The 12862-nt window shown below is 64.9% G+C and carries 9 protein-coding genes; 2 read left to right on the forward strand and 7 right to left on the reverse strand.

Features of this window, described 5'->3' with window-relative positions:
* The gene (locus ACTJKX_RS24060) at window positions 1–1488 is read right to left on the reverse strand and encodes a nucleobase:cation symporter-2 family protein (RefSeq protein ID WP_440725151.1); all 1488 of its coding nucleotides are present in this window, start codon (window positions 1486–1488) and stop codon (window positions 1–3) included.
* A 505-nt stretch (window positions 1489–1993) separates the two neighbouring features.
* Here ACTJKX_RS24060 and ACTJKX_RS24065 point away from each other — a divergent pair.
* Together ACTJKX_RS24065 and ACTJKX_RS24070 are read left to right on the forward strand one after the other, a co-directional pair.
* Window positions 1994–2830 carry a bifunctional allantoicase/(S)-ureidoglycine aminohydrolase gene (locus ACTJKX_RS24065; protein ID WP_367626327.1) on the forward strand — a complete coding sequence of 279 codons (837 nt, stop codon included), beginning with the start codon at window positions 1994–1996 and terminating at the stop codon, window positions 2828–2830.
* The gene (locus ACTJKX_RS24070; RefSeq protein ID WP_440726769.1) at window positions 2827–3318 is read left to right on the forward strand and encodes an ureidoglycolate lyase; all 492 of its coding nucleotides are present in this window, start codon (window positions 2827–2829) and stop codon (window positions 3316–3318) included. The genes ACTJKX_RS24065 and ACTJKX_RS24070 overlap by 4 nt, the downstream gene beginning before the upstream one ends.
* A 182-nt stretch (window positions 3319–3500) precedes the next feature.
* Here ACTJKX_RS24070 and ACTJKX_RS24075 read toward each other — a convergent pair whose 3' ends face one another.
* The 6 genes from ACTJKX_RS24075 to ACTJKX_RS24100 form a co-directional block, all read right to left on the reverse strand.
* The gene (locus ACTJKX_RS24075; protein WP_440726802.1) at window positions 3501–5759 is read right to left on the reverse strand and encodes an NADP-dependent malic enzyme; all 2259 of its coding nucleotides are present in this window, start codon (window positions 5757–5759) and stop codon (window positions 3501–3503) included.
* A 113-nt stretch (window positions 5760–5872) separates the two neighbouring features.
* Window positions 5873–7615, reverse strand: coding sequence for a dihydrolipoyl dehydrogenase (lpdA, locus tag ACTJKX_RS24080; RefSeq protein ID WP_440726770.1), 1743 nt, complete (start codon window positions 7613–7615; stop codon window positions 5873–5875).
* A 34-nt stretch (window positions 7616–7649) separates the two neighbouring features.
* Window positions 7650–8915, reverse strand: a complete 1266-nt coding sequence (gene aceF, locus ACTJKX_RS24085) for a dihydrolipoyllysine-residue acetyltransferase (protein WP_440726771.1) — start codon at window positions 8913–8915, stop codon at window positions 7650–7652.
* A gap of 128 nt (window positions 8916–9043) precedes the next feature.
* Window positions 9044–11707 carry a pyruvate dehydrogenase (acetyl-transferring), homodimeric type gene (gene aceE / locus ACTJKX_RS24090; protein WP_440726772.1) on the reverse strand — a complete coding sequence of 888 codons (2664 nt, stop codon included), beginning with the start codon at window positions 11705–11707 and terminating at the stop codon, window positions 9044–9046.
* Window positions 11708–11716: 9 nt separating this feature from the next.
* Complete coding sequence (locus ACTJKX_RS24095) at window positions 11717–12115, reverse strand: hypothetical protein (protein ID WP_311940290.1); 399 nt, start codon at window positions 12113–12115, stop codon at window positions 11717–11719.
* Window positions 12116–12430: 315 nt separating this feature from the next.
* Complete coding sequence (locus ACTJKX_RS24100) at window positions 12431–12784, reverse strand: helix-turn-helix domain-containing protein (RefSeq protein WP_415085404.1); 354 nt, start codon at window positions 12782–12784, stop codon at window positions 12431–12433.
* Window positions 12785–12862 lie beyond the last annotated feature (78 nt).

The raw sequence follows: 12862 nt of genomic DNA on the forward strand, positions 1-12862 counted from the left end.
TCAATGGTGGCCCTGTTCCTCGACCTTCACCTCGCTGCCATTTGCATCATAGAGCTTGCCGTTGAGGAAATAGTCGCCCTCATGCAGCATCGAGATGTCCTGGTAGCGCAGAGTGCGCTCCATGCCGGCGACGAACACCGATTGCTGGTCGGAATTGCCGGCCCTGAAATGGTTGAACACCAGGTTCAGCGTGATCGCCATCAGCGCGGCCGAGCTGATGCCGGAATGGAAGATGGTGACGAACCAGGACGGGAAGTGCTCGTAGAACTGGGGTGCGGCGATCGGGATCATGCCGAAGCCGATCGAGGTCGCCACGATGATGAGGTTCATGTTGTTGGTGTAGTCGACCTTGGAGAGCGAGCGGATGCCGCTGGCCGCCACGGTGCCGAACAGCACGATGCCGGCCCCGCCCAGCACCGCGGGCGGCACGGCGGCGATCACCCGCCCCATCACCGGCAGCAGGCCGAGCGTCACCAGGATGAGGCCGGCGGTTGCGACCACGAAGCGGCTCTTGATGCCGGTGACGGCGATCAGGCCGACATTCTGGGCAAAGGCGCTCTGGGTGAAGGAGCCGAAGATCGGCGCCAGGGTCGAGGAGAGCATGTCGGCGCGCAGGCCGTCGCCGAGGCGGCGCGAGTCGACCTTGGTGCCGATGATCTCGCCGACGGCCAGGATGTCGGCCGAGGTTTCCACCAGGGTGACGATGATGACGATGAACATCGAGACGACGGCGGCGATCTGGAAGGTCGGCCAGCCGAAATGGAACAGGCTGGGCAGGGCCGCGGTGGGGCCGCTGGCGACCTTGGAGAAATCGGTCATGCCGAAGGCCATGGCGATGGCGGTGCCGATCACCATGGCGAGCAGGATCGACAGGCGGGAGATCGCAGCGTTGCCGAGCTTGCTCAGGAGCAGCACGATGCCGAGCGTGGCACCGGCGAGCGCGATATTGGGCATGCTGCCGAAATCGGGGGCCTTGGGATTGCCGCCCATGGCCCAGCGTGCCGCCACCGGCATCAGGGTGAGGCCGATGGTGGTGATGACGATGCCGGTGACCAGGGGCGGGAAGAACTGGGTGATCTTGGAGAAGACCGGGGTGATCAGAAGCCCGAGCAGGGAGGCGGCCATGACCGCGCCGAGCACGGCCGGCAGGCCGCCGCCGGTGGGGCTGACGACGATGGCCACCATGGTGGCGACGCCGGCAAAGGAGACGCCCTGCACCAAAGGCAGGCGGCAGCCGAACAGGGGCAGGCCCAGGGTCTGCAGGATGGTGGCAAGGCCGCCCGCGAACAGCGAGGCGGTGATCAGCATGCCGACCTCCTCGGGCGCCAGGCCGGCCGCCTGGCCGACGATCAGCGGCACGGCAACGATGCCGCCATACATGGTCAGGACGTGCTGCAGGCCATAGGCCAGGTTGGCGCCGATGCCCAGATTCTCGTCTTCAGGGCGCTGCAAAGCTGGGGCAGCCGTGCCGATCGATGTGGAACTCAAGCCGGTTTCCTCCTTCACGCGTTCTTGTTTATCGGTCCGTCACCGACCCGAGGCGGGTCAGGACCGGGGCCCGCAGAGCCGGCTGTCCAGTGCCGGCCCTGCGTGGGCAAGAGATGCCGGTGTGTCGCGTCTCTTCATGGACGCCCATATGCCGGCAGACAGACGATCGGCTGCGACGACCCAGCCTCCCAACACCGGAATACGCTCGATGCTGTGGGTCGAGCCTGTTGATTTCTATTATGGTTACTCAGAATGCTTCATTGGGAAAGGGTTCGACTTCGCATGATCTTGCAGATTCCATATCGTGAAATTCGTCGGGATTTTGCAACGGACGACTCGCATTTGCCCGATATTCGGATTACGAACCATTGGTATGCGCTTGTTTACGCGTCCGCGATCAAGATGCTTCGAACGTAGTTCAAAGCATCATCGGCAGATATCGTTCCCAAGTAACGCAAATTCTGAAGTATAAGAAATATCAACTAACGGGTCTAAGGATAGAATAATGACAGTCCGATCGTATTTTTCCCCGACTGGCGGGCTGCCTCCTCAAACTCAACTCCTGACAGGCCGTGCCGTATTCACGGAGGCCTATGCCGTCATCCCCAAAGGTGTCTATAGCGACATCGTGACGAGCTATCTGCCGCTTTGGGACAAGACTCGTTGCTGGGTGATCGCTCGCCCGCTCTCCGGCTTCTCCGAAACCTTTTCCCAATACATCGTGGAAGTCGCCCCGGGTGGCGGCAGCGACAAGCCGGAACTGGACGAGGGCGCACAGGGCGTGCTGTTCGTCGTCGAGGGCGAGCTGACGGTCACGCTCGACGGCAAGGCCCATACGATGACGCCGGGCGGCTACGCCTATATTCCCTGCGGCAGCGATTGGCGCGTGCGCAACCAGAGCGACAAGCTCGTCCGCTTCCATTGGGTCCGCAAGAGCTACGAGCACGTAGCCGGCATAGCAAAGCCCGAGCCGATCTTTGCCAATGAGCGCGACATTGCGCCCAGCCCGATGCCGGATACCGAGGGCCGCTGGGCGACCACGCGCTTCGTCGATCCCGAGGACATGCGCCATGACATGCATGTGACCATCGTGACGCTGGCGCCGGGCGCGGTCATTCCGTTCGCCGAGACCCACGTCATGGAGCACGGGCTCTATGTCCTGGAAGGCAAGGCAGTCTATCGGCTCAACCAGGACTGGGTCGAGGTCGAGGCCGGCGATTTCATGTGGCTGCGCGCCTTCTGCCCGCAGGCCTGCTATGCAGGCGGCCCCAGCAATTTCCGTTATTTGCTCTACAAGGACGTCAACCGCCACATGAAGCTCGGCGGGGAATTGCGGCGATGAGCATCCTTCTCGTCGAGCCCCTCACGCGCGAGGCCTTCGCGCCTTTCGGCGAGGTGATCGAGACCGACGGTGCCGCTCATTATCCGATCAATGGCGGGCGCTGCGAGCGTTACCACGCCCTCGCCCGGGCCGAAGCCAAGGGGCCGGGCGGCCATGTCATCATCAACATCTTCAAGGGCACGCCCTATGCCCTGCCCTTGAAGCTTACGATGGTGGAACGTCATCCTTTCGGCAGCCAGGCCTTCTTCCCCCTGTCACCGCGCCCCTTCCTGGTGGTGGTCGCGCCGGATGAGGGCGGCCGACCGGGAACGCCCCGCGTCTTCTTGACCAGCCCGGGCCAGGGCGTGAACTATCCGGCCAATCTCTGGCATGGCGTGCTGACGCCGCTCGGCGAGTCGCAGGATTTCCTCGTCGTCGACCGGGCGGGGGACGGCAACAATCTCGAGGAATTCCACTTCCCCGAGCCTTACGAGATCCGCCTGCCCTGATTGGTCTTTCGTGGATCGGCTGAATTCCAGGCCTCCCGCCGCTACCCGCGACGGGAGGCTTCGTTTTTGAAGGGGTGCGTCGTCCCTTACCCTTGCCCCTCTCCCCGCAAGGAGCGGGGCGAGGGGCAGCACAAACTCTGAAAAATCAAGAGAGTGAACGACTGCGATGACCGTGCGGCGCCCTACCCTGCCGCCGCCGCCAGCGTGGTCATGTTCACGATGCCGCGCACCGTCGTCGCCGGCGTGAGGATATGGGCGGGCTTGGCCGCGCCCAGCAGGATGGGGCCGACCGAGACGCCCTGCCCCGCAATCACCTTCAAGGCGTTAAAGGTGATGTTGGCCGCATCCCGGTTCGGCATGACCAGGAGGTTGGCAGCGTCCGTCAGCCTCGTGCCGGGCCGGACCCTGGCCAGGGCGGCACGGCTGAGAGCCGTATCGGCTTGCAATCCGCCCTCCACCTCCAGCTCCGGCGCGAGTTCCAGAATGCGCGCGAGCGCAGCGCGCATCTTGCGCACCGATGGATCGTCGCTGCCGTCGTCATCGGCATGGGACAACAAGGCCGCGCGAGGCACCTGGCCGAAACGGCGCAGTTCCATAGCCGCGAGCACCGTCATCTCGGCGATTTCGTCCGCCGAGGGATCGCGATGAATGAAGGGGTCGCAGACGAACACCGTGTGGCGCGGCAGTTGCAGCAGGCCCATGGCGGCGAAGGCATGCGCATCCGCCCGCAGGCCGACGATCCTGCCGATCGGGCCAAGGTGATCGGCATAGGCGCCGGCCATGCCGCACAGCATGCCCTCGACCTCGCCTGCGGCCAGCAGCCGCGCTGCCGTCGAGGTGCCGCCCATGGCTGCATCGTCGCCGACCTCGACGACCTCGACATCCTTGCCGGGCCGGATGCGCAGGCCCAGTTCCCGCACGCGGCGGGCAATGACATCGGGTCGCCCGATCAGGACGGGCGAGGCGATACGCTCGTCGAGGGCGATCTGGGCTGCGCGCAGCACCCGATCGTCCTCGCCCTCGGCATAGGCGATGCGTTTGGCACCGGCCTCGACCGCCGCCGCGAACACCGGCTGCATCACCGTGCCTGAGGTATAGACGAAACGCTCGAGGGAACGCCGATAGGCGTCGAAATCCTCGATCGGCCTGGCCGCGACGCCGCTGGCGACGGCGGCCTCGGCCACCGCCGAGGCCACCTTGACGATCAGCCGCGGATCGAACGGCTTGGGAATGAGATAGTCCGGACCGAAGCTGAGATCATGGGTGCCATAGGCAGCGGCCACGACATCGGACTGCTCGACCCGCGCGAGTTCGGCGATGGCGCGGACGGCCGCCAGCTTCATCGCCTCGTTGATGGTGCTTGCGCCCACATCCAGCGCGCCCCGGAAAATGAAGGGGAAGCACAGGACGTTGTTGACCTGGTTGGGGTAGTCCGACCGTCCGGTCGCCACGATGGCGTCCGGCCTCACCTGCCGGGCCAGTTCGGGCCGGATTTCGGGCTCGGGATTGGCAAGTGCCAGGATGAGCGGCCGTTCGGCCATGCCCGCCACCATTTCCGGCTTGAGGACGCCGGCCATCGAGAGACCGAGGAAGATGTCGGCGCCTGCCACGATGTCGGCGAGGGTGCGTGCCTGCGTCTCGCGGGCATAGCGGGCCTTGCTCTCATCCATCGAGGCGGTGCGTCCCTTGTAGACGACGCCCTTGCTGTCGGTGACGAAGACGTTTTCCTTACGCAGCCCGAGATGGACGAGCAGATCGAGGCAGGCGAGAGCCGCAGCCCCGGCGCCCGAACAGACCAGCCTGGCCTCCTCGATCTTCTTGCCGACCACTTCCAGGCCGTTGAGGATCGCGGCCGCCGCGACGATGGCCGTGCCATGCTGGTCGTCATGGAAGACCGGAATCCCCATGCGCTCGCGCAGCTTCGTCTCGACGATGAAGCATTCGGGCGCCTTGATATCCTCCAGATTGATGCCGCCGAAGGTCGGTTCGAGGCTGGCAATGATGTCGACCAGCTTGTCGGGATCGGTTTCGTCGATCTCGATGTCGAACACGTCGATACCGGCGAACTTCTTGAACAGGCAGCCCTTGCCCTCCATCACCGGCTTGCCGGCGAGCGCTCCTATGTTGCCGAGGCCGAGCACGGCCGTGCCGTTGGAGATGACGGCCACCAGATTGGCGCGCGCCGTCAGGCTGGAGGCTTCCTGCGGATTGTCCTTGATGGCGAGGCACGCGGCGGCGACGCCGGGCGAATAAGCCAAAGCGAGATCGCGCTGTGTCGTCATGTCCTTGGTCGGCAGGACGGTGATTTTTCCAGCAATGGGATAGCGATGGTAATCCAGGGCAGCTTTGACCAGTTGCTCGTCCACGACGTCCTCCGATTGATTGAACTCGATGTGTTCGGCGGGAAGGGCCTTCCGGCTCGCTCCCGCCCTTGTCTTCAGGGCGCACTCCACCATCGACGCCCAAGCGGGCGCCTTGCAGGCAGGCTGTTGCGCGGGGGCCGGGCCGTCAGGACAAGGTCAGGACGCCCGGCTATGCTTCAACGGCGATGCTCTCAACGCTTCCTAGGCATGTAGAGATCGGTAATCGTGCCTTCGAAGGCCTCGGCGGCCATCCCGATCGTTTCCGACAGGGTTGGATGGGGATGGATCGTCGCGCCGATATCGACCGCATCCGCACCCATCTCGATGGCGAGCGCCGCCTCGGCAATGAGGTCGCCCGCATTGGTGCCGACGATGCCGCAGCCGATGATGCGCTCCGAGCCCTCCTCGAACAGCACCTTGGTCATGCCCTCGTCCCGCCCAAGCGAGAGGGCGCGGCCAGAGGCGGCCCAGGGGAAGACGCCCTTGCCATATTTGACGCCGCGCGCCTTGGCCTCGTTCTCGGTCAGGCCGACCCAGGCGACCTCGGGGTCGGTATAGGCCACCGAGGGGATCACCTTGGCGTCGAAGAAGGCCTTGTGTCCCGCCGCGTTCTCGGCCGCGACCTTGCCTTCATGCACGGCCTTGTGGGCGAGCATCGGCTGGCCGACCACATCGCCGATGGCGAAGATGTGCGGGACGTTGGTGCGCATCTGCTTGTCGACGGCAATGAAACCGCGTTCGTCGACGGCGACGCCGGCATTTTCCGCTCCGATCAGGCGCCCGTTGGGGCGGCGGCCGACCGCGACCAGGATCTTGTCGAAGCGATCGGTCGCCGGGGCGCTGCCGCCCTCGAACGAGACGGTCAGCCCGTCCGGCCCGGCCTCGACCTTGGTGACCTTGGCCTTGAGATGGATCGCCTCGAATTGCTTGGAGACGCGCTTCATCAGCGGCGTGACGATGTCCTTGTCGGCGCCGGGGATGATCTGGTCCATCAGTTCGACGATAGTGACCTTGGATCCCAATGCCTGGTAGACCGTGGCCATTTCGAGCCCGATGATGCCGCCGCCGACGACGAGCAGGCGCTTGGGAACGTTATCAAGCGCCAGGGCACCGGTGGAATCGATCACCCGCGGATCGTCCTGCGGGATGAAGGGCAGCACCACCGGCTCCGAACCGGCTGCGATGATGGCATGCTCGAAGCTGACCGACTTGGTACCGTCCTCGCCCTGCACCTCGATACGGTCGGGCGCGGTGAAGCGGCCGGTGCCGGTGACGACGGTGACCTTGCGCTGCTTGGCGAGGCCGCCGAGGCCGCCCGTCAGCTTCCTGATCACGCTGTCCTTCCAGCCGCGCAGCTTGTCGATGTCGACCTCGGGCGCCGCGAAGGTAATACCGTGGGCCCCCATGTCCTGGCTTTCGGAAATCACCTTTGCGGCATGGAGCAGCGCCTTGGAGGGAATGCAGCCGACATTCAGGCAGACGCCGCCGAGCTGCGGCCAGCGCTCGATCAGCACCACCTGCTTGCCGAGGTCAGCGGCCCGGAATGCGGCCGTGTAGCCGCCGGGACCACCGCCCAGCACCACGACTTCGCCATGGATGTCGCCCTTGCCGCCGCTGGCGGGTTGGGAAGCGGGTGCGGGCGCTGCCGCCTTAGGCGCCTCGCTGGGAGCCGCCGCCGGGGCAGCAGCTGCCGCCGCGCCGGCCATCGTCACGATGACGTCGCCTTCGCTGACCTTGTCGCCGATCTTGACCGTGACCTCGGCGATCGTGCCCGCCGCCGGCGCGGGCACTTCCATCGTCGCCTTGTCGGATTCCAGCGAGACCAGGGGATCGTCGGCCTGGACCTGGTCGCCCGGCTTCACATGGATCTCGATAACGGGCACGCCCTTGAAGTCGCCGATATCGGGGACGCGGACTTGGTTTCCATTGCTCATTGTGTCTCTCCCGAGTGTTGCGAAATCCGGCCGGTCAGAGGATCAGCCGCCGAACATCCTCGAGCGAGGTGCACAAATGCCGGGCGAAGCGGGCCGCGAGCGCCCCGTCGATCACCCGGTGATCATAGGAAAGGGAAACCGGCAGCATCAGGCGCGGCTTGAACTCGGTGCCATCCCAGACCGGCGCCATCTTCGAGCGCACCACGCCCAGGATGGCCACCTCGGGCGCATTCACGATCGGGGTGAAGGCGGTGCCGCCGATCCCGCCCAGCGAGGAGATCGAGAAGGTGCCGCCGCTCATGTCGGCGGGACCGAGCTTGCCGTCGCGCGCCTTCTTGGAGATGTCGCCCATCTCCCTGCTGATCTCGTGGATGCCCTTGCGGTCGGCATCCTTGATCACTGGAACGACGAGGCCGTCGGGCGTGTCGACGGCGATGCCGATATTGTAGAACTTCTTGTAGATCAGGGCGTCCTTTTCCGGCGAGAGCGAGGCGTTGAATTCCGGGAAGGCACGCAGGGCCGAAACCGAGGCCTTGATCAGGAAGGCGAGCAGGGTGACGCGGAAGCCCTTCTCCTTGGCTGCGGCATCCAGCTCCTTGCGGTAGGCCTCGATGTCGGTGATGTCAGCCTCGTCATTGTGGGTGACGTGAGGCACGTTGAGCCAGGCCCGGTGCAGATGGGGGCCGGAGAGCCGCTTGATGCGCGAGAGCGGCTTGGTCTCGATCGGGCCGAACTTGGAGAAATCGACGGCGGGAATTTCGGGAATGCCCGCACCCGCCGCAGCCGGTGCCGAAGCGGCCGGAGCCGGTCCCTTGAGGAAGGCGCGCACATCCTCGAGGGTGATGCGCCCTTTCTCGCCGGTGCCCTTGAGCTGGTTGAGGTCCACCGAGAGCTCGCGCGCCAGGCGGCGCACCGACGGGCTGGCATGCACGCCGGAGAAATCGGCGATGGCGCCGCGGGTCGGTGCGGGAGCGGACGCCGGAGCCGCCGCTGCGGGCGCAGGCGCAGCGGCGGGGGCCGGCTCCTGCTGTTCGACGAGGGACGGCGGCTGGGCCATGCCGCCTTCCCCGGCCTGGACCACGACCAGAGGCGCGCCCTCGCTGACCTTGTCGCCGAGCTTGACCAGGATCTGCTCGACGATGCCGGCTGCGGTCGAGGGGACCTCCATGGTCGCCTTATCGGATTCGAGCGACACCAGCGGGTCGTCGACATTCACCTTGTCGCCCACATTGACGAGGATTTCGATGACAGGGACGTCCTTGAAGTCGCCGATATCTGGAACTTTGATCTCGGTGGGCACGGGAGTTCCTCCTGAAGACGGTTGGCCCGTTTGGGCTGATGGCGCGTGATGGATCGGCAAAATGGTGTGCGGTGCGCCGGGACCTGACGGCCACCTGTGCGGCTGCCAGGTCCCGGGGCGCGACCGGTTCAGACGGTGGCGGGATTGGCCTTGGACGGATCGAGCCCGTATTTGCGGATGGCCTCGGCGACGAGCGCAGGCTTCACCGCCCCCTCCTCGGCCAGGCTCTTGAGCGCGGCGACTGCGACCCAGTGCCGGTCGACCTCGAAGAAATGCCGCAGGCGGCGGCGATAATCCGAGCGGCCGAAGCCGTCCGTGCCCAGGACGCGGTAGCGGCCGGGCACCCAGGTCCGGATCTGGTCGGCGTACAGGCGCATATAGTCGGTGGCGGCGATTACCGGTCCCTGCCGGCCCCCCAGACAGGTTTCGACATAGCTCTTCCTCGGCGCCGCCTCGGGATTGAGCAGGTTCCAGCGCTCGACCGCGACGGCCTCGCGGCGCAGCTCGGTGAAGCTCGGGCAGCTCCAGATGTCGGCTTCGACGCCGAAATCGGTGGCAAGCAGCTCGGCCGCAGCGATGACTTCCCGCAGGATCGTGCCCGAGCCCAGGAGCTGGACGCGCAGGGTCGTCTGCTTCTGAGCCTGCCTGAACAGGTACATCCCCTTGACGATGCCCTCCTCGGCGCCGGCAGGCATGGCCGGATGCTCGTAGTTCTCGTTCATCACGGTGAGGTAGTAGAAGACGTCTTCCTGCTCGGCATACATGCGCCGCAAGCCGTCCTGGACGATGACGGCGACCTCATAGGCGAAGGTCGGATCATAGGAGAGGCAGTTGGGGATCGTGCCTGAGATCAGGTGCGAATGGCCGTCCTCATGCTGCAGGCCTTCGCCGTTCAGCGTGGTGCGCCCGGCGGTGCCGCCCACCAGGAAGCCGCGGGCCCGCATGTCGCCGGCCGCCCAGGCCAAGTCCCCGATGCGCTGGAAGCCGAACATCGAATAATAGATGTAGAAGGGGATCATCGGCGCGTCCGAGGTCGAATAGGACGTCGCGGCCGCGATCCATGACGACATCGCACCGGCCTCGTTGATGCCCTCCTGCAGGAGCTGGCCCGATTTGTCCTCCTTGTAGAACATCAGCTGATTGGCATCCTCGGGCCGGTAGAGCTGGCCGACCTGGCTGAAGATGCCGAATTGCCGGAACATGCCCTCCATGCCGAAGGTGCGGCTCTCGTCGGGCACGATCGGCACGACGCGCTTGCCAATCTGCTTGTCGCGCAGCAGCGTGTTGAGCACGCGCACGAAGGCCATGGTGGTCGAGATCTCGCGGCCTTCGGTGGATTTGAGCTGTGCATCGAAGGCCGAGAGCGGCGGCACTTCCAGCGCCGTCGATTTTGCCCGGCGCGAGGGCAGCAAACCGCCGAGCGCGGCGCGGCGCTGGCTGAGATAGGCAAGCTCCTTGCTGCCCTCCTCGAAGCGGATGAAGGGGATCTCGGCGAGCTTCTCGTCGGTGATCTCGGTGAGGCCGAAACGGTCGCGGAACTCCTTGAGGGAATGCTCGCCCATCTTCTTTTGCTGATGGGTGATGTTCTGGCCTTCACCCGCCTCGCCCATGCCATAGCCCTTGACGGTCTTGGCCAGGATCAGCGTCGGCTGGCCCTTGTGCTCGCTGGCGGCCTTGTAGGCGGCATAGACCTTGAGGGGGTCGTGGCCGCCGCGCACCAGCGCCCAGATCTGGTCGTCCGTCCAGTCCTTGACCATGGCGGCGGTTTCCGGCGACTTGCCGAAGAAATGCTCGCGGACATAGGCGCCGTTCTTGGACTTGTAGTCCTGATATTCGCCGTCGACCGTCTCGCTCATGATCTTGAGCAGCGCGCCGCTGCTATCCCGGGCGAGAAGATCGTCCCAGCCCGAGCCCCAGATCACCTTGATCACGTTCCAGCCGGCGCCCTTGAACTGGGCTTCCAGCTCCTGGATCACCTTGCCGTTGCCGCGCACCGGCCCGTCGAGGCGCTGCAGGTTGCAGTTGATGACGAAGATGAGGTTGTCGAGTTTTTCGCGCGCGGCGAGGGAGATGGCGCCGGTCGATTCCGGCTCGTCCATCTCGCCGTCGCCGAGGAAGGCCCAGACCTTGCGCGGAGCGGTGTCGGCAAAGCCGCGATTATGGAGATATTTCAGGAAGCGCGCCTGATAGATCGCCATCAGCGGCCCCAGCCCCATGGAGACCGTGGGGAACTGCCAGTAGTCGGGCATCAGCCAGGGGTGGGGATAGGACGACAGCCCCTTGCCGTCGACCTCCTGGCGGAAGGCAAGCAGCTGCTCCTCGCTGAGGCGCCCCTCCACGAAGGAGCGGGCATAGATGCCGGGCGAGACATGGCCCTGCACATAGATGAGGTCGCCGCCGTGATCCTTGGTCGGCGCGTGCCAGAAATGCATGTAGCCGGTGTCGTAGAGCAGCGCCGACGACTGGAAGCTGGCGATATGGCCGCCGAGCTCGGACGAGGTCTTGTTGGCGCGCAGCACGATCGCCATCGCGTTCCAGCGGATGATCGAGCGAATGTGGTGCTCGATGGCGCGGTCACCGGGATGGGCGGGCTGCTTGTCGGCCGGGATGGTGTTGAGATAGGGCGTGTTGGCCGAATAGGGCACCGGCGTCCCACGTCGGCGGGCGCCTGCCATGACCTGGTCGAGCAGAAAATGGGCTCGGTCCGGGCCCTCGACCTCGATGACGCCGTCAAGCGACTCGAGCCACTCTCGGGTTTCGGCCGGATTGGTGTCCTTAATCTCGTCGCTCATGCGCGATCCCTACTGTCTGGATAAGCTGATAGGCGGGAAGTGTCGGAAACTCGGGAAACTCTGAAGGCAGGCAGGGCTGTTCGAACAATCTGATCGCAGCGGGATTTGTCCGCTCCGGTAGGCATCGGAGTCGATTTTTTCGCGCGGCTGCTGCGTTTCTTTCCGGACGCAAGCCGACACGAAAGCCTCGGTGACCAGTCGACCATCTTCCGAGATTGCGAGCGATGAAATCGAACTCATGTCGGCAACGATCTTACCGGCGATCCGGCTCGACGCCACGATGAAAACGATGCCGGCCTTCTCGGCCAGCTCACAGCCAGCAGCGCCCAGCTCGACCAGGCGTTGGGGAACCTTCCTGCCGGTACCCCGATGAAGCTCGTGCCCGCCCTCGATCAGATGGCCCGCCATGGGCGCTCCCATGATCCCAGTCCAATGACGTCCAGCTTCATGACACCGCCTCCCTTGCTTCGGCCCGCGGGATTCCCCCGATCAAACCCGCCCCGCCTCAACCGTTCGGGGCAGAAGGCCTGTGAATGGCCTTGCCGAACTTGCGCGAGCGAACCGCATCAGGAGCACCATCGTGCAAGGAAGCGACTGCTTGCCAGCAAGTTAGAGCACAAAAGCCAATGATTGGCCGGGTGTTTTCACATCGTGGAATGCAGAAGTATCGCTCCGCGCAACCCTCGATCATATCAGCGCGCGACGTCAGGCAGGCGGCCAGCATCATTGCGCAAGAAAGGCGACGCCGACCAGATGAGCACCATGACCGACCAGCCAGCGCGATGCTTCCGGCTTGAACTGCACGAAACCCTCACTTTGCAGCGTCGTCAGCAGACGATGGGCGGTCGAGGGCGCCAAATTCGTGCCTCGAACAATTTCGCGCAGCGTCATGCCATGGGGATCCTGCGCGATGCATTTGAGGATCGACACGGCTCGGAGGACCGCCTGCACGCAACCATGGCCAGCTGAGATCTCATAGCCGCCGTTCAAGAGCGCAGGCGTTCCCCGCCCCGCGTCACCGTTTTCGTGACCGCCGAGTTCCCACAGGCGCTGCGCCGTCCCAGCGATCGAGTCCACTGCGACCTCCCTGATTTCCCGAGATGCAGGCGCGTTATGTCGAGAGAATATTTATACGTCCAATATATCCTTCGGATA

It is taken from the genome of Labrys sp. 22185 (assembly GCF_052045555.1).
Taxonomy (GTDB): Bacteria; Pseudomonadota; Alphaproteobacteria; order Rhizobiales; family Labraceae; genus Labrys; species Labrys neptuniae.